We start from the raw sequence: 15,736 nt of genomic DNA, 5'->3' as shown, positions 1-15,736 counted from the left end.
CCCGCCGAACCCCAGCCTAGAACACCCCTCTTGATCATCACTTGACACAGAGGGGTGCCAGATCCGGACGGGTCGGCAAGACCGCACGACTGGCGGCAGATCCGGATGTTCGATCTTCGCCTGGTGACGCCTGCGGCCATACGACCGGCTGCCTTGTCATGACCGCGGTACTAGTACACCCTGTCGAGGTGGCGGCCTTCAACCGCGAGACCGACGTCGCGCGGCTCGACTATCAGCTCTTGATGCGCGCGCCGGTGCGGCTTCTGCACAGTCGGACGCTCTTGGATACCACCGTTGCGTGGTTGCGGGAGCATCGCTACGAGGTCGTCACGGTAGATGCGGCATGGCTCATAACCTCCCACATGTTCCGCGACCTTGCCTCGGCCTTGGGGCATGTCTGCCACGACCAATGGCACTGCCTCGGCGAGGGTCTGGACGAGGCGTTGGCCGACGCGTGGGGGCGGTCAGCGGGCTTCGCACTCGTCCTCACCGGCTTTGACGCGTTCGCGCACCACCACGTCGACGACGCCCATACTCTGCTGGAGATCCTCGCGGAGCGGGCGTGGGCGGCGGCTCTGCTCGGCAGGCGGCTGATTTGCCTGGTTCAATCCGACGATCCCGCCTTGCGGCTACGCCGCATCGGAATGTGGACCCTTTCCCGGTTCGACCATGACCGGAGTTGGCCCACCGCCGAACGCTGAACTATCGCCTACCAACCCCCTTCGCGCTACCAGGAACCTGCCCAGGAACCACCCTGTCGCCACCACCCACGACGATTCCCGGCATGACAGCGCATTCGACCTTGGGGCAGCAGTGCCGGGTACCGCCGCGCCCGGCGGACTGACCAGGGCGCACCTGACACTTGCCACGGACGTACGGGGGTGGCCGACGCTAAGCGCGCGGACGGCTGCATGAGAGTTAACGGTTCCTGGCAGAGTCTACCGATCAACACCGTCCTGCCCTCGTCGCTGCGTCAGAGCAGAGTGACCGCGTCGCGGCGGCGATGTAGCGGCGGCCGTGCGGCGCACGATCAGAATGGTGCGGGTCCGCGGCCTGCCAACGACATCAACACCTGCGTGGCGAGTAGCTTGCGTATGCCAGTGACGGCGACTGTCCCCATCCGATCGTAGGGCAGTTCCAATTGCAGCCCTTCGACTGCGTTGCGAAGGTCTGTCGTGATCTCGTCCGGACGGAACGTGCCGCCCCAGCCGTTGAGTCCTCCGCGCTGGTTGGTACTGAGGGAAGCCATGCCGGATATGCATGCGCCGTCGACCAGGATCAGCCTCGCAGGACCCGAGTAGGTCGTCGTCATAGTCATCAACCCTTCAGGATGTAACGCCGTGCACCCCGGGTCCCGGCTGTCTGACAGTCATCAGGAGGCGAGGCGTCGAGTCCGACCATGGTGTGCTCCACCTGGACCGCGACCGTACGTGCCTCGACCGTCAGGGCGGCGGCGATGCGGAATTCGGCTCGTTAGCGATAAGGGTCGATGTTTGTATCTGTCTGGTTCATGAGCCAGAGGCGCGCCTTGGGCGAGCCGATAGTCGGCCTGGGCAGACTAGCGCCCGAGGTCCGAATCGATCCAGAGAGGGAGAACACGGGGGCAATGCTGAGCTGGCTCCACACCGAGATGGCCGGCCTTCTGCCGATCGGACGATTTTCGCCATGCCGTGGTGAGCGCATGAAACGCCGAACGGCGGCCCGCTGAACCAGTCGGGCCGCCGTTGGCAGAGTGTGGATCAGAGCGGGCGGATGTTCTCCGCCTGCGGGCCCTTCTGGCCTTGGGTGATGTCGAACTCCACCTTCTGATTCTCGTCGAGGCTGCGGAAGCCGCTCGCCGAGATCGCGGAGAAGTGGGCGAAGACGTCGGCGCCGCCGTCGTCCGGGCTGATGAAGCCGAAGCCCTTGTCGGCGTTGAACCACTTCACGGTACCTGTAGTCATGTCTGCTCCTTCGCAGGCTGTTAGAGACCGCACTGTGCGGACCCTTACGCCGCCGCGTTGATCACCCGCGTCGAAACGACACGAAAAACGAAAAGCGCCTGGATGGGTTTCAGATGCCCCATCAGGCGCCGGAAAACGTCTACGGAAATCAAAACTGCAACTCGGCTACCGTAGCACATGATCCGTCGTCGATCCCATGGCGGTGAGTGGACCTGGTCACTCGTCTGCTTGCCACGCCGCGTGGACGGCACGTTGACCGGGTTCACGATGGGCTAGTTGCAAGGCTGGGAGGTGGCAGCGACACCGAGAATCGGCAGGTCGCGCCTGATGTGGCGTGAATTCTAGTCGGGCGCCGTCAGAACGAGCCGCCACGATGTCCGTCCACACGGGCTCGATCACTCGGCGTGGGCACCTGCGGAAGCGCTGTCTGACTCCGAGGCGGGACGGGGGCAGGTGGGTGGATCGGCCGGCTCGCCCAGTGGTCTCGGTGGAGAACCTTGGTGTGGTTCGGGTCGTGCCCGACGCTGGTGGCCGTGCGGGGCGGCCGCACCCGCGCGATCGCCTGACATCGGAGAAGCGCCTTGAAGCAAGGTCAGGGCGCGCACATCGACATGAGCGGACGTCGCCGACGTGTGAAGCGGAGCTGTCGGTGCTGCCGACGATCAGCGTGATCACGAGGATGAGCAGATCCCGTTGTGTCAGCAGGTAGCTTGCTATGGGAGGGCGTGGCGTTTGCCCTGACGGGAACCGGCAACCTGCTCGGCGGCCGGTGGGTGTTGCTGACCCTTCCTGCGATGGCCGTGATGACCCTGCTGTTCGTGCGGCTCATCGCATGTTGGACCAGAAGTCCGTCACGACGATCGGACTGATGGGAGCCGCACCACGTGTCGGCTTCGCCCAACCTGGCATGAGTCGCTTTGCCCTGGGATTCCCTCCTCTTCCTTCTGCCGCTGCGAGAGGATGCGGGCATGCTTCGTCCGCCTCGCGCGCTTCTGCTGGACTTCGGTGGCGTCCTGGTCGACGCGCCACCGCAACCGCCGGCCCCGCCGGAGCTGGTGCAGCGAGTGTCCCAACTCGTAGACGGAGCGGTGTCCCGCGAGCAGATCGCTCGGGACATCGGTGAGGGTGCGCGTGCGTATGCCGTCTGGCGCGACGACGTTGGCAAGGCGGCTCAACCCGTCGAGCTGTCGCACGCTCAGGTGTGGGCAGATTTCGTGACCCGGTCCTGGCCTCAGGAGGCCCGCGATGCCGTCGAGCGGGAAGCAACCCCGCTGGCGTACGCCTGGACCTGGCGACAGCAATGGGCCGTACGTCCCGGCATCCCGGAGGCGTTACACGCCGCCGCCGACGCGGGACTGCCAATGGCGGTGGTCAGCAACACGCTCTCCGGCGCCGCGCACCGGGACTACCTCGCTGCGGCAGGACTCTCCGGGCTGCTCGCAGCCGAGTTCTACAGCGACGAGGCGGGGCCACGAAAGCCGAACCCGGAGCTGGCGCACATGGCCGTCCGCTCCCTTGGAGTCCCAATCGGGGACTGCTGGTTCGTCGGAGACAGCCTCAAACGTGACATCGTCTGCGCTCGTCGGGCGGGTGCCGGTGCGGCGATCCTGATGCGGTCACCTCGTACCGATCGCGAATCCGCCCTCCCCCATGTCGAACCGGACGCGAGGATCGAGGACGGTCACGGGCTGCTCGCCTTGTTACGTCAGTCCTGGGGAACTGCTGACCGCTCGTCGGCCAGGACGTGACGGTGGATTTGCTCGGCTGCGGCACGCGGGGAAACGTCAGCGGTGTTCAAGGTCAGGTCGCTGTCGGGTAGCGGTTCCGTGGCATCCCAGGCACGAAGCCTGGCGTCGGATCGCCAGTGCCTCGCGAGATGATTCGCTGCTTCGCAACCCCCCCTTGGGCACCTTAGGTAGACCACGAACCAGCGGGCGGCCGAAACCGCGATCGATCGGGCTCGGCCCGACCTTATCCCCCCTTTTACCGCCCGCAGATGGGAGGCGTCGACCACCGCGTAGGCCAGGTCAAGCGCCCGGCCGCACGCAGCTCCGCCAGCAGCACCTCGTCCCTGGTCCTGCCAGTAGGCCAGCCGCCGCCAGCACGTCGACCCGGACACCCCGAACGCCATGGTGGGCAGCTTCTGCCACGGGATGCCGGCGCGCAGGACGAACAGGATGCCGGCCAGGGCCGCACGGTTGTCACGGGCCAGTCTGCCGGGGTAGCGGAAGCGGCGGGTACGAGCCGGAATCAGCGGCGCGAGCCGCTCCCACAGCCCGTCAACGATCTCCTTCTCACGCACGAGCCACTCATGTACCGGCTACCGCGGTCGTCTACAAGCGACGCGCCGAATTCAAGGTGAAACCATCTCTAAGCTCAACCGGGACTGCGGGACTTCGCGTCCGGCGACTGGCCTTCCACCTCAGTGGCAGCCTGACCAGACGGCACGCGGGCGACTCACACGCACTCTGAATCGGCGCATTGGGCATCCGGATCTGCCGCCGGCCGGGCGTCGCGCTGAGTAACTGGCCGTGGCGCCGAAGCCGTCCGGTCGTGGCGGATGAGCGCATTTTGCGGACGTGCCGGGTCAGCGCACGGTCGCGCCCGGCGCGGACGATCCTGCTCGGCGGTACACCCTTCGAGGAGGAGATCGTCATGTGGTGGAACTTCATCGGCCGCACCCACGCGGACATCGTCCGGGCCCGAGCAGACTGGGAGGTATCCTCCGACCGCTCGGCGTCGTCGAGGGTATCCGGGGGACCGCCTTCGGGCGCCCGCCCTGCCTAACGCCACCATCACGCCGCCGGAATCCTCCGCGCCAGCTCCGTTCGAAAGGCACCCCATGAGCCAGCCGTCTGCCGCCGCGATCATCGAGCGGTTCGATGCCAAGCACCGGTACGAGATCCTGGTCGACGGTATGCCGGCCGGCCTGACCGCGTATCGCGACCGCGGCGACCAAAGGGGTCTTCTTCCAGACCGAAGTCGACGACGCCTTCGCCGGCCAGGGCCTGGCCGCTCAGCTGGTCTAGGAGTCGCTCACCGACGTGCACGCCTCTGGGAAGCGGATCGTGCCCGTCTGCCCCTACGTGGCCAAGTTCCTGAAGAAGCACGACGAGTTCGCCGACATTACCGACCCGGTGACCTCCGATGTCCTGCAATGGCTGGAGGCCGAACTGGGATAGCCTTCGATGGGCAACGTGGCTAGCGCCCTCATCGTCGCGTCGCTCATTCAGGAGGCATCCCAGAGGGCGGTCAGTCGCGTGATCCCGGCCAAGACAGCCGTCGGGGATCGTGTCACACGGGAGATCTCCGACGGCTTCCGGCGCGCTGCCGGATCAGTCCGGCACCGGCCTGGCCTCGCTCCGGACGGTGGCCCGTGCCTGCTCGGCATCCTCGGCGGCCAGCGCGAGCTTGGCCAGTCGGGCGCAGTCGGCAAGGGTGTGCGCGGCCAGCGCCGCCCGCACGGGCGCCAGGGCCCGCGGTGACATCGACAGGCTGGTCACGCCGAGGCCGGCGAGCACCACCGCGAGCTGCGGATCGGCGGCCGCCTCACCGCAGACGCCGACCGGCTTCCCGGCTGCGCCCCCGGCGGTCGCGCAGGCGGCGATCAGCTGCAGCAGCGCCGGCTGCCACGGATCGAGCAGCTCGGCCAGGTCGCCGCACTGCCGGTCGGCGGCGAAGACGTACTGGCTCAGGTCATTGGTGCCGATGCTGAGGAAGTCGACCTCGTCGAGCAGTTGCGGGGCGCGCAGCGCCGCCGCCGGCACCTCCACCATGACGCCGACGTTGCTGAGGCCGGCGGCGCGCGTGATCATGGCGAACTCGCGGGCCTCGGCGGCGGTGGCCACCATCGGCGCCATCACCCGGACGTCGGCGCCGGTCCGCCGGGAGGCCAGGTCGATCGCTTCGAGCTGGGTCCGGAGCACCTCGGGTCGGCGTCGTGCGACCCGCAGACCGCGGACGCCGAGGGCCGGGTTGGGCTCGCCGGCCTGGTCGAGGAAGGGCAGCGGCTTGTCGGCGCCGGCGTCCAGCGTCCGGATCACCACCGGGCGGCCCGCCATCGCCGCGAAGACCTCGGCGTACGCCCGAACCTGCTCGTCCAGGCCGGGCAGCGTGCTGCGGTCGAGGAAGAGCAGCTCGGTACGGAAGAGCCCGACGCCCTCAGCCCCGGCGGCCTCGTCGCCGCGCAACTGGGCCGCCGAGCCGATGTTCACCAGCAGCTTCACCGCGCGCCCGTCGGCGGTGCGGCCGGGTCCCCGGCTCGGGGTGGCTCGATCGCGCCGGGCGGGCGCCGCGGCGCGAGTGGCCGCCACGAGCGACTCATCGACATCGATGAGCACCTCGCCGGAACCGCCGTCCACCCGGACCACCGTTCCCTCGGGCACGCTCAGCGCGCCGGCGCAGGAGACCACTGCGGGCAGGCCGAGTGACCGGGCCAGGATGGCGGTGTGGCTGGTCGGGCCGCCCGCCTCGGTGACCAGTGCGAGCACCTGCTCCGGGTCGAGGTCCACAGTGTCGGCCGGTGCGAGATCGCGCGCGGCCAGCACGTACGGGTGACCCGGGGCCGGGACGCCGGGCATCGGCCGCCCGAGGCTCGCGGCGACCGCGCGGTCCCGGACGTCGTCCAGGTCGGTGACCCGCTCGGCGAGGTAGCCGCCCGCCGCCTGGAACGCCCGGCGGTGTTCGGCGAAGGCGTCGGCGATCGCGTGCGCAGCGTCCCGACCGCCCCGGATCACGTCGGCGATCGTCTCGCGCAGGACCGGGTCCTCGGCCATCATCGCCTGGGCCTGGAGGATCTCGGCCGCCTCCGGCCGCCGCGCCGCATCGGCGCGGCGGCGCAGCTCGGCGGCGACCGCGGCGAGGGCCGAGTCGGCCCGCGCCAGCTCCGCCTCGACGTCGGCGACGGCGGTCGGCTCCGGCAGCCGGGGCGCCGGGGCCACCCGCAGCAGCGGACCGGCGGTCACACCGGGGCTGACCCCGATGCCGGTCAGCCGCTCAGGCATCGACCGGCTCCTCGTCGAGGTTGCGGCGCAGCAGGTCGGCGAGAGCGTCCAGAGCGGCCTCCGCCCCGTCGCCCTCGGCAGCGAGGATCAGTTCGGTGCCGTGGGTGGCACCGAGTGACAGCACCGAGAGCATGCTGCGGGCGGGTACCGGCCGGCCGCCCGGCCGCCGGACGCTGACCGCGACGGGCTGGGCGGCGGCGGCCGCGACGAAGATGGCGGCGGGGCGGGCGTGCAGCCCGCTGGTCGACCCGACGGGGACGGTGCGTTCGGGCATGACGACTCCTAGGGGTGATGGATCCTGGTGGATCCGAGCCGGTCAGGGCTCGATGGTGACTTTGATGCCGGCGCCGCGGGAGACGATGTCGAATGCCTCGAGGGCGTTCTCCAGCGGCAGCCGGTCCGTGATCAGGTCCGCGACCGGCACCGCACCGCTGGCGATCAGCTGCAGCGCCGCCTTGTTGTGCGCGGGGCTGGACCCGTTGGCGCCGACGATGGTGAGCTCGCGGTAGTGCACCAGGTTGGCGTCGAGGGCGATGACCGGCTTGTCCTTGGGCAGGCCGCCGAAGAAGCTGATCCGGCCCTGGCGGCCGACCATCTGCAGTGCCTGCTCCTGCGCCGCCCCGGAGGCCGCCGCGGTGATGACGACATCGGCTCCGGCGCCGTCGGTGAGCTTGAGGACCGCGTCGACCGGGTCGGTCTCCGCGGCGCAGATCGTGGCGTCGGGCGCGACGAGCGCCGCAGCCATGTCCAGCCGGTCCCGGTTGAGGTCGACCAGGGTGACCCGGGTGGCGCCGCGGGCCCGAGCGAGCCGTACGTGCAGGCAGCCGATCGGGCCGGAGCCGATGACGACGACGTCGTCGCCCTCGCCGACCCGGGCGAGTTCCTGGCCGTTGAGGACGCAGGCCAGCGGCTCGGTCACCGACGCCTCGGCGAAGCTGACTCCGTCCGGGATCCGGTTCAGGCCGTCGACGGCGAGCACCTTGGCCGGGACGATCATGTACTGGGCGAAGCCGCCGTCGTACTGGTAGCCGATCGACTCCTGGTTGGGGCAGACGGTCATTCGGCCGCGGCGGCACTGGTCGCACCGCCCGCACGGAATCGCGGCGATCACCTGGACCCGGTCACCGGGTTGCCAGCCGGTCACCTCGGCGCCGACCTCGGTGACCTCGCCCGCGACCTCGTGGCCCATCACCCGCGGCGGGTCGATGTGGTGATGGCCGAATCGCCAGATCTTCACGTCCGTGCCGCAGGTCGAGCAGTTGCGTACCCGGATCTTGACCTCTCCCGGTCCCGGGGTTGGTTCGGGTGCGTCCTCGATCCGCACATCACCCGGAGCGTGGAAGCGAACAACCTTCATCAGTCTGTCTCCTCGTCGACCGGCTGGAGCAGCCGGAGAATCTCGTCGGCATCGGTGGCCTCGCGCAACGCCCGGGCCCGCTCCGGATCCAGCAGGACCTCGGCCAGCTGGGCCAGGATCGCGATGTGACCGTCGCCGCGGGCGGCGATCGCCACGCAGAGTGCGGCCTGCTCGCCGCCCCAGTCCACGCCGGCGGGGAAGCGGAGCACCGCGAGCGCGTCACGGTGTACGGCGTCCTTGCCGGCGAGCGTGCCGTGCGGGATCGCCACCCCCTCCCCCATGTACGTCGAGACCGATCGCTCGCGCGCCAGCATCGCCTCGATGTAGGACTGGTCGACGGCCCCGATCTCGACCAGCACCGCACCGCTGCGCCGGATCGCGTCCTCCCGGTTGGCGGCGGTCTCGTCGAGCCGGATCGCCCGGCGGTCGAGCAGCGCGGCGAGGTCGCCGCTTGCCACCTCAGCCATCGACCGCGCCGCCGTTCTTCACCGCGGCGACCACCTTCGCCACCGCCGGGTCGCCGATGAACACCTGGAACGGCACGATGACCTTCTCGGGCGCGTTCGCCCGGGCGCGTGCGGCCAGCCCGGTGTGCACGACGACCAGATCGGCGTCGGCGGGGATGTGATCGACCTGGGTGTGCTCCACGGCCACCGAGTGCTTGCTGAGCTGTTTGCGCAGCTGGCTGGCGAGCATCACGCTGCTGCCCATCCCGGCGTCGCAGGCCACCACGATCTTGTGGATGTCGCTTCCCTGAATCGTGCTCATCTGGTTCACGCCTCCGAAACTGCGGTGGAGTTGGTGGTTGCGGCGGCCCCGGCGGTCTGGCGCGGCGCCTCGCCGCCCGGCGGGACCGTGGCCTCGGCGTCCCCGGTGCCCGGCTGTTCCGCCTGGGCGTCGCCGTTGAGTCGACCGAAGCCGAGCAACGCCGCCGCCACGAAGAAGGTGACCGCCGCCGCGATGAGGATGCCGAGGACGACTCCGAACCAGCCGCCACGAGGCGTGACGGCGGCGTAGGCGAAGACGCTTCCCGGTGACGGGGTGGCGACCAGGCCGGCACCGGTGATCATGAAGGTGGTGACTCCGGCGGCGCCACCGGCGATCATCGCGAGGATGAGCCGCGGCTTCATCAGCACGTACGGGAAGTAGATCTCGTGGATGCCGCCGAGGAAGTGGATGATGATCGCGGCCGGCACGCTGGGGCGCAGCGCGCGGGGCCCGAAGAACAGGAAGGCCAGGAGCAGCCCCAGGCCCGGGCCGGGGTTGGACTCGATCATGAAGAGGATGGACTTGCCCGTCTCGGTCGCCTGCGCGACACCCAGCGGGCCGAGAACGCCGTGGTTGATGGCGTTGTTGAGGAAGAGCACCTTCGCCGGCTCGACCAGGACCGAGGCGACCGGCAGCAGGTTGTGCCCGACGAGCCAGTCGACACCGTGACCGGCGAGGTTGGTGATGGAGCGGACGACCGGGCCGATCACCCAGACCCCGACCAGCGCCATGCCACCGCCGATGATTCCGGCCGAGAAGTTGTTGACCAGCATCTCGAAGCCGGCCTTGATGCGGTGCTCGAAGGCGTTGTCGAAGAGCTTGACCAGGTACGCGGCGAGCGGGCCGATCATCATGGCGCCGAGGAACATCGGCACCTCGCTGCCGACCACGATGCCCATCGTGGCGACGGCACCGACGACGGCGCCGCGCTGGCCGTGCACCAGCCGGCCACCGGTGTAGCCGATCAGCACCGGAAGCAGGACGGTGATCATCGGGCCGACGAGCTGGGCGAGGTGGGCGTTGGGTATCCAGCCGGTGGGGATGAAGAGCGCGGTGATCAGACCCCAGGCGATGAACGCGCCGATGTTGGGCATGACCATGCCGGCGAGGTAGCCGCCGACCCGCTGAATCCCTGCCTTGATGCCGGTACCCGTGACGGCGGGGGTGTAATCCGTGGCCATGGGAGGCCTCCTGTTCGACTGCCGGCTGAATTGCCGGTGGTGGGGGGTGGGGGTTGGGTCAGTCAGTCCCGGGCGAGCAGTTGCCGGACCAGGTCCGGCCGGTGGTGGACGTGGACGTGGTCGCGGCGCAGGTCGCCGGGCCGGGGCATCCGGCTGCCCGGCAGGCTGACCGCCGCCGCGGCCCACGCGAGGCCCTCGGCGAGCGCCGCTGCCCCGGCGGCACCGCCGGCCAGGAAGCCGGCGAGCAGGGCATCCCCGGCCCCGACGTTGCTGCGGGGCTCGGCGACGGGTGAGATTCCGGTGATGACGCCGTCCTCGTCGACCAGCACGGCGCCCTCCGGGCCGAGGCTGGTCAGCACCGCCTGGGCACCCAGGGCGCGCAACTGCTGGGCGGCGACGACGACGTCTTCGGTCGAGTTGACGGCCCGCCCGGTGGCCTGGGCGAGTTCCTCCCGGTTGGGCTTGATCAGCGACGCCCCCGCGGCCGCCGCGGCGACCAGCGCCGGGCCGCTGGTGTCGACTGCGAGCCGGACGCCTGCTTCGATCAGTCGGGAGCAGAGCTCGCTGAACTCCTCGACCGGCAGGGACGGCGGGATGCTCCCGCAGACCACCGCCCAGTCGGCCGAGCCCGCGGCGGAGAGCACCACCTCGACGACCGCCTTCAGCTCGGCGCCGGAGAGCGCTGGGCCGGGCTCGTTGATCTTCGTGATTGTGCCGTCCGGCTCAGCCAACGTGATGTTGGACCTGGTCCGGCCAGCAATCGGTACGGCGATCATGGGTACGCCCTCCGCCGCCAGCAGCCGCACCAGCTGCTCCCCCTCGGGGCCGCCGCACGGGATGACCGCCCGCGACGGCACGCCGTTGGCGAGCAGGGCCCGGGAGACGTTGACTCCCTTGCCGCCCGGGTCGAGGTGTGCGGGTGCGGCGCGCAGCACCTCGCCCCGCACCAGGGACTCGATGGCGACGGCCCGGTCCAGGCTCGGGTTGAGGGTGACGGTGAGGATCATGCCCGGATCACCTCCGGACCGGCGTGCTGCAGACCGGCTGCGGCGGCGGCGCTCAGCCCGGTGTCGGTGATGATGAGGTCGACGTCCGCGAGCCGGCCGAAGCGCGCGAGGTGGTCGTCGCCGAACTTGGTGTGGTCGGCGAGCAGAACCGTACGTCGGGCCGAGGCGATCATCGCCCGCTTGACGGCGGCCTCGGCCGGATCCGGCGTGGTGAGCCCGCGCTCGACCGAGCAGCCGTTGGTCGCCATGAAGGCCACGTCGACGTAGATCTGGGAGAGCGCCTGCATGGCCCAGTCGTCGACCGTCGCCATGGTTCGGCTGCGGACCCGGCCGCCGAGCATGATCACGTTGAGGTTCGGTCGGGCGGCCAGCAGGGTGGCCAGTGGCGGGGCGTTGACGATCACGGTCAGCTCGCGCTCCGTGTTCAGCACCTGGGCCAGCCGCCCGGTGGTCGAGCCGGCGTCAATGATGATCGCCCCGTCCTCCGGGACCTCGGCGAGCGCGGCCTTGGCGATGCGCTCCTTCTCGGCGGTCAGCACCGCGTCCCGGGTGGCGAGCGCGGGCTCGAAACCGAGGCGTTCGACCGGGATCGCGCCGCCGTGTACGCGGCGCAGCACCCCCGCACGCTCCAACGCGGTCAGGTCCCGCCGGATGGTCTCGCTCGTCACCGCCAGTTCCTCGGCCAGCACCATGACGTCGACCCGGCCCTGGGCCCGGGCTCTCCGGAGGATCTCCTGCTGCCGTTCCTCGGCGTACATCGCTTGGTTTCACCGCCGTTTCGATGTGGCTTCCTCTTTGTTTACGCCCGGTCGTGTTGGATCGTCAAGAGGTCTCACCCGCCAACTCCGCAAGTTTGACCGAAGCGGTACCTGAGATTGAGGCACAAATCGATATATCTCGGCACATACCGGCGAGCCGCAGGCGAGCACGCCGAAAGTTCTGGGGCCTTCCGGCCGTGGCACCGACCAGCGTGCGAAGGTTCTCCACGTGGCGATGGACGGAGCTGCTGTCGCCGGGGTTGCAGCCTGCCGTCGTGCCCTGTCGGGGGTCGGTCGTAAGTTCGGCAGCCGTGAGCGCCCTTCAGACTTACCGCTACCTCCAGCCGTCCACGCTGCACCGGGCCTGGCGCTGCAGACCAGCGGCGGGCCTGCGACCAACCCGCGGTTCTTCTCCGGTTTTCTGACGACTCCGCAGGCGGCGGCCGCCGGGCTGCTGGCGGTCGCCGAAGTCGCCCGGACCCGGTACCACCAGCCGGTCAACCCGGCGAGCCTCGATCCCGTGGTCACCGGCAGCCGGGACCGGATGCGCTTCGAGTCGTTCTCCGGCTGCTGCGGGGTGTACGCGCGGCTGGATGTCGTGCCGGCCGGGTTCGACGGCGACATCGTCGAGCACGGCACCACCAACGTCGACGTGAACGCGCCGCTGCGGGAGGCGCTGGCCCGGGTGGCCGGCATCGACCCGCTGCACCTGTCGGTGGGGCCGGACGACCTGACCGTGTCCACCCTCGACGGTCCGGTGGTGGAGAAGAAGGTGCCGCTGCCTGGGCGTTGGCTGCGGGGGTTCGCCGAGGTCCATCTGATCGCCGCGGCCATGGAACCGCGGGCGGAGATCCCGGCGGCGGAGGCGGCCGCCTTCCTGCGCCGGCTGCCGGCGGGCAACGACCGGTCGGTGCTCTGGGTGGTGCCGGCCGGGCGCTCGCTGCGGCTGACCTCGCGCCCGGTGCCCGGCGCGGTGTGCCTGGCCGGCGCCGGACGGCTCGCCACGCTGCGTGAGCTGCTCCGGTACGCGAAGACCCTGCGGGTGTACGGGCCACCGGCGGCGGTCGGGTCGCCGCCGCTGCCGAGCGTGTGGGAGCTCGACACCGGCGCGCTGCGGCTGTCGCTGACCCTGTCGCCGGAGCCCTACCGGGGTTTCTCCGGCGAGGGCGGCGCGCTGACCGCGCTCGCCACGGACGACGTCGCTGACGACGCCGCGCTGGTCGCCGCGCTGCTGTCCGGGGACCCGACGATCGATGTCCACGCGCTGGCTGCCTCGGCGGGGATTTCGGCGGACCGGGTCCGGGCCGCGCTGGCCCAGCTGGGCACCGCCGGCCGGGTCGGCTTCGACGTGGCCGAGGCGGGCTACTTCCACCGGGTGCTGCCGTACGACGCCGGCCGGGCCGAGCGGGACAATCCCCGGCTGGTCGGGGCGCGGGCGCTGGTCGAGGCGGGCGCGGTCACGCTCGACGGCGAGGCGGCGACCGTACGCCACGGCGACGAGGTCTACCGGGTCCGCCGCCGGACGGACGGCTCGTACACCTGCTCCTGCCCCTGGTGGGCGCGGCACCGCGGTCAGCGCGGGCCCTGCAAGCACGCGCTGGCCACGACGATGGTGGGCGCTCCGGTGGAGGTCGGGGCGTGAGCGATCCGTTCGAGTTCCTGGTCCGGGGCGACATCGGCGCGGCCGTCGACGCGGTCACGGGCCTCGACGACCAGGGGCGGCGGTCGTTCGCCGAAGGGCTTGTGGCCCACGTGCGCCGGCGGCGCGACAACTGGTGGTGGAACAACGAGGCGACGGCTCTGGCGGTGGCTGCGGTCGGGTGCCTGCCCACCGCCGCCACGGCGGCCGAGCTGCTCGGCCGGCGGAACGTGTCGCTGCGGGGCGCCGACGCCGGGCTGGTGGTCCAGGTCGCGCGGACGCGCGGGGTGCCCTGGCTGGCCAAGCTGGCATACCGGCTGGCGGACGGGCTCCGCCGGGACGACCCGATGGACGGCTGGGGATTCGTCGCCGAGCTGCTCACCGCCGAGAAGGCGGCGACACCCACCGGTGACCAGTTCGTGGAGGGGTGGCTCGCCCTGATGGCGTGGCCGCCGGAGTGGCAGCGACCGGTCCCGCTGGTGGACCGGCTCCGGGCGGACGGGTTCCTCGACGCCCTGGTGCCGCGCCTGTTCGAGGTGGACGGCGCCGGGACGCGGATGTCCTTCGACGAGGTCATGACCGACGAGAAGCTCGCCCTGCCGCGCGCGCTGGCGCGACTGGCCGGCGAGGGCCGCCTGGACCGGACGATGCTGCTCGACGGCTGCGTGAGCCGGCTGTTGCGCGGCGACCGGCCGGCCGCGTTGCGCGCGTTCGTCGCCCTGCACGTCCTGCTGGAGCCCACCGCCAGCGAGGTCGACCGGCATCGCGGAGACTACTTGCGCCTGCTCGCCGACGCCCCCGGGTTCGTGGCGTCGATGGCGCAGAAGACGCTGCGGGCTCTCGACGGCGTGGATTCGGGTGCAGGAGCCGGCAACCAGGCGATCTTCCCGGAGAGCCACAGTGTGACGGCGATGCTCGCGGTGACCATGACGGCGTGGGTCAGCATCGCCATCAGGGTCGCCAGTCGCACGGCCTGCCCCCAGGCGAACGAGCGGGGTGGCGCGTCAGCCCCGCCGAGACGCAACCGGACGGCGAGGGACACGATGCTGGCGACCTCCGACAGGCTCGGCCGGCCATAGTCGGCGGCGTAGGCGGTGGTCTCGGAGTCGCCGGTGTCCATGCTGTCCAGGAATGCGGCGACCATGTCGTCTTCCCATTCCTGCCGGTAGGCGGCGGGCAGCAGCCGAAGAACGAACCGGTAGCGCTCCTCCAGCCGGCTCACGACGGCGTCCCCGTGATCGGGTTCCGCCGCTCGCGCAACCGGGTCGAGGCGAGGCGTGCGTTGGCGGCCAGCCGTTGAGCCTCTGCGTCGAGGGCATGGCGACCCCGCTCGGTCAACCGGTAGTACCGGCGTAACCGTCCTTGCCATGCCTCCTCGCGGTCCAACTCGACCAGGCCATCACCGACGAGTCGGTCCAAGACCCCGTACAAGGAGCCGATCTTCAGCTGCACGCGGCCCCGCGACAGGTCCGCCACCTCCGCGACGATCCCGTAGCCGTGGCGCGGAGCGTCGAGAAGCGCGGTGAGGATGAAGAAGGCTGGTTCCGTCATCGCCCGAGAACTCATCCACCTAATATAGTGGAAGACAAGATATGGTGTGTGCCGGAAGTCGAGCTGGCGCCGGCGGGTTCACCGGGCCCCGGCACGCGCGGAGCCCACGACAAGAAGGAGTGATCATGGGCGACGGCGACGCGGCGGACGCCGGAGACCTGGGCGGGCCGGATTTCGCTCCTGCGATACCGGCGGTGGAGAGCAGCGTCCTCGGCGCCCCGCCCACCAACGGGGCGGCCATCGTCCTGGGTCCCGGATACAGCGGTCAGGTCCTACTGCCCCGGACCCCGCAACGGGTTCGGCCGCTGCCCACAGTCGCAAGCAGTGACCTTGGCGGCGGAGCTGGAGAGGATTCACGGGCAGTGCCGACGATCATCCGTAACGGGGCCGGAAGCTAGCGAACGACCGCGTCGGCACGTCCGGACATCGCAGACCGGTGCCGACGTCACCTTCGGTGACGACCGCTTCGCGGCTACCTGTTAGCTGGTGGTACGACCGCAGCCCGGCCAGGCTTGGTCGAGGTGACCGG

At 70.5% G+C, this 15,736-nt stretch carries 17 protein-coding genes and 1 pseudogene; 6 read left to right on the top strand and 12 right to left on the bottom strand.

What is annotated here, in order from left to right:
* Positions 1-188 precede the first annotated feature (188 nt).
* Positions 189-701, top strand: a complete 513-nt coding sequence (locus V6U89_RS29960; RefSeq protein WP_334576648.1) for a hypothetical protein — start codon at positions 189-191, stop codon at positions 699-701.
* Positions 702-1,030: 329 nt separating this feature from the next.
* On the opposite strand, the gene V6U89_RS29955 is transcribed toward V6U89_RS29960, so the two are convergent.
* Both V6U89_RS29955 and cspE read right to left on the bottom strand, forming a co-directional pair.
* On the bottom strand, positions 1,031-1,312 hold the full coding sequence (locus V6U89_RS29955) for a hypothetical protein (protein ID WP_234038701.1): 282 nt from the start codon (positions 1,310-1,312) through the stop codon (positions 1,031-1,033).
* Between the two features lie 427 nt (positions 1,313-1,739).
* Entirely contained in the window at positions 1,740-1,943 is a 204-nt protein-coding gene (cspE, locus tag V6U89_RS29950) for a transcription antiterminator/RNA stability regulator CspE (protein WP_013283833.1), read from the bottom strand.
* 968 nt (positions 1,944-2,911) lie between these two features.
* Between cspE and V6U89_RS29945 the strand changes: the two genes are divergently transcribed.
* Entirely contained in the window at positions 2,912-3,691 is a 780-nt protein-coding gene (locus V6U89_RS29945; protein ID WP_334576640.1) for an HAD family hydrolase, read from the top strand.
* 195 nt (positions 3,692-3,886) lie between these two features.
* On the opposite strand, the pseudogene V6U89_RS29940 reads toward V6U89_RS29945, so the two are convergent.
* Positions 3,887-4,245, bottom strand: a pseudogene (locus V6U89_RS29940) (transposase); the annotation flags it as partial.
* A gap of 251 nt (positions 4,246-4,496) precedes the next feature.
* Between V6U89_RS29940 and V6U89_RS29935 the strand changes: the two are divergent.
* Together V6U89_RS29935 and V6U89_RS29930 are read left to right on the top strand one after the other, a co-directional pair.
* Entirely contained in the window at positions 4,497-4,730 is a 234-nt protein-coding gene (locus V6U89_RS29935; RefSeq protein ID WP_334576651.1) for a pirin-like C-terminal cupin domain-containing protein, read from the top strand.
* A gap of 257 nt (positions 4,731-4,987) precedes the next feature.
* Positions 4,988-5,125: an N-acetyltransferase gene (locus V6U89_RS29930; RefSeq protein WP_334576638.1), complete on the top strand. Its 138-nt coding sequence runs from the start codon at positions 4,988-4,990 to the stop codon at positions 5,123-5,125.
* Between the two features lie 153 nt (positions 5,126-5,278).
* Here V6U89_RS29930 and ptsP read toward each other — a convergent pair whose 3' ends face one another.
* From ptsP to V6U89_RS29890, 8 genes are all read right to left on the bottom strand, one after another.
* Positions 5,279-6,946, bottom strand: a complete 1,668-nt coding sequence (gene ptsP / locus V6U89_RS29925; RefSeq protein WP_334576635.1) for a phosphoenolpyruvate--protein phosphotransferase — start codon at positions 6,944-6,946, stop codon at positions 5,279-5,281.
* Entirely contained in the window at positions 6,939-7,220 is a 282-nt protein-coding gene (locus V6U89_RS29920) for an HPr family phosphocarrier protein (RefSeq protein ID WP_109943736.1), read from the bottom strand. Before V6U89_RS29920 ends, ptsP begins: the two co-directional genes overlap by 8 nt.
* A gap of 42 nt (positions 7,221-7,262) precedes the next feature.
* Positions 7,263-8,303: a zinc-dependent dehydrogenase gene (locus V6U89_RS29915; protein WP_334576629.1), complete on the bottom strand. Its 1,041-nt coding sequence runs from the start codon at positions 8,301-8,303 to the stop codon at positions 7,263-7,265.
* A complete protein-coding gene (locus V6U89_RS29910) occupies positions 8,303-8,770 on the bottom strand; it encodes a PTS sugar transporter subunit IIA (RefSeq protein WP_334576627.1) in 468 nt (155 codons plus the stop codon). The genes V6U89_RS29915 and V6U89_RS29910 overlap by 1 nt, the downstream gene beginning before the upstream one ends.
* Positions 8,763-9,071 (bottom strand): PTS lactose transporter subunit IIB, encoded by a 309-nt coding sequence (locus V6U89_RS29905; protein ID WP_109943748.1) that lies wholly within the window; start codon positions 9,069-9,071, stop codon positions 8,763-8,765. The genes V6U89_RS29910 and V6U89_RS29905 overlap by 8 nt, the downstream gene beginning before the upstream one ends.
* A 5-nt stretch (positions 9,072-9,076) precedes the next feature.
* Positions 9,077-10,252, bottom strand: a complete 1,176-nt coding sequence (locus V6U89_RS29900) for a PTS mannitol transporter subunit IICB (RefSeq protein ID WP_334576622.1) — start codon at positions 10,250-10,252, stop codon at positions 9,077-9,079.
* A gap of 62 nt (positions 10,253-10,314) precedes the next feature.
* Positions 10,315-11,259: a 1-phosphofructokinase family hexose kinase gene (locus V6U89_RS29895; protein WP_334576620.1), complete on the bottom strand. Its 945-nt coding sequence runs from the start codon at positions 11,257-11,259 to the stop codon at positions 10,315-10,317.
* Positions 11,256-12,017: a DeoR/GlpR family DNA-binding transcription regulator gene (locus tag V6U89_RS29890; RefSeq protein ID WP_334576618.1), complete on the bottom strand. Its 762-nt coding sequence runs from the start codon at positions 12,015-12,017 to the stop codon at positions 11,256-11,258. Before V6U89_RS29890 ends, V6U89_RS29895 begins: the two co-directional genes overlap by 4 nt.
* 520 nt (positions 12,018-12,537) lie before the next feature.
* Here V6U89_RS29890 and V6U89_RS29885 point away from each other — a divergent pair.
* Both V6U89_RS29885 and V6U89_RS29880 read left to right on the top strand, forming a co-directional pair.
* A complete protein-coding gene (locus tag V6U89_RS29885) occupies positions 12,538-13,659 on the top strand; it encodes an SWIM zinc finger family protein (protein WP_334576616.1) in 1,122 nt (373 codons plus the stop codon).
* On the top strand, positions 13,656-14,735 hold the full coding sequence (locus V6U89_RS29880) for a hypothetical protein (protein ID WP_334576614.1): 1,080 nt from the start codon (positions 13,656-13,658) through the stop codon (positions 14,733-14,735). The genes V6U89_RS29885 and V6U89_RS29880 overlap by 4 nt, the downstream gene beginning before the upstream one ends.
* Before the next feature lie 139 nt (positions 14,736-14,874).
* On the opposite strand, the gene V6U89_RS29875 is transcribed toward V6U89_RS29880, so the two are convergent.
* The gene (locus V6U89_RS29875; protein WP_334576613.1) at positions 14,875-15,222 is read right to left on the bottom strand and encodes a PadR family transcriptional regulator; all 348 of its coding nucleotides are present in this window, start codon (positions 15,220-15,222) and stop codon (positions 14,875-14,877) included.
* Positions 15,223-15,736 lie beyond the last annotated feature (514 nt).

The sequence above is a fragment of the Micromonospora sp. CPCC 206171 genome, assembly GCF_036906755.1.
Lineage (GTDB): Bacteria > Actinomycetota > Actinomycetes > Mycobacteriales > Micromonosporaceae > Micromonospora > Micromonospora purpureochromogenes.
This window is presented reverse-complemented; position numbering and strand designations above follow the sequence as displayed.

Excerpts from the sequence above, each read along its gene's own strand:
- V6U89_RS29955 (WP_234038701.1), bottom strand. The coding sequence starts at position 1,312 with ATGACGACGACCTACTCGGGTCCTGCGAGGCTGATCCTGGTCGACGGC.
- cspE (WP_013283833.1), bottom strand. The coding sequence starts at position 1,943 with ATGACTACAGGTACCGTGAAGTGGTTCAACGCCGACAAGGGCTTCGGC.
- V6U89_RS29945 (WP_334576640.1), top strand. The coding sequence starts at position 2,912 with ATGCTTCGTCCGCCTCGCGCGCTTCTGCTGGACTTCGGTGGCGTCCTG.
- ptsP (WP_334576635.1), bottom strand. The coding sequence starts at position 6,946 with ATGCCTGAGCGGCTGACCGGCATCGGGGTCAGCCCCGGTGTGACCGCC.
- V6U89_RS29920 (WP_109943736.1), bottom strand. The coding sequence starts at position 7,220 with ATGCCCGAACGCACCGTCCCCGTCGGGTCGACCAGCGGGCTGCACGCC.
- V6U89_RS29915 (WP_334576629.1), bottom strand. The coding sequence starts at position 8,303 with ATGAAGGTTGTTCGCTTCCACGCTCCGGGTGATGTGCGGATCGAGGAC.
- V6U89_RS29910 (WP_334576627.1), bottom strand. The coding sequence starts at position 8,770 with ATGGCTGAGGTGGCAAGCGGCGACCTCGCCGCGCTGCTCGACCGCCGG.
- V6U89_RS29905 (WP_109943748.1), bottom strand. The coding sequence starts at position 9,071 with ATGAGCACGATTCAGGGAAGCGACATCCACAAGATCGTGGTGGCCTGC.
- V6U89_RS29900 (WP_334576622.1), bottom strand. The coding sequence starts at position 10,252 with ATGGCCACGGATTACACCCCCGCCGTCACGGGTACCGGCATCAAGGCA.
- V6U89_RS29895 (WP_334576620.1), bottom strand. The coding sequence starts at position 11,259 with ATGATCCTCACCGTCACCCTCAACCCGAGCCTGGACCGGGCCGTCGCC.
- V6U89_RS29890 (WP_334576618.1), bottom strand. The coding sequence starts at position 12,017 with ATGTACGCCGAGGAACGGCAGCAGGAGATCCTCCGGAGAGCCCGGGCC.
- V6U89_RS29875 (WP_334576613.1), bottom strand. The coding sequence starts at position 15,222 with ATGAGTTCTCGGGCGATGACGGAACCAGCCTTCTTCATCCTCACCGCG.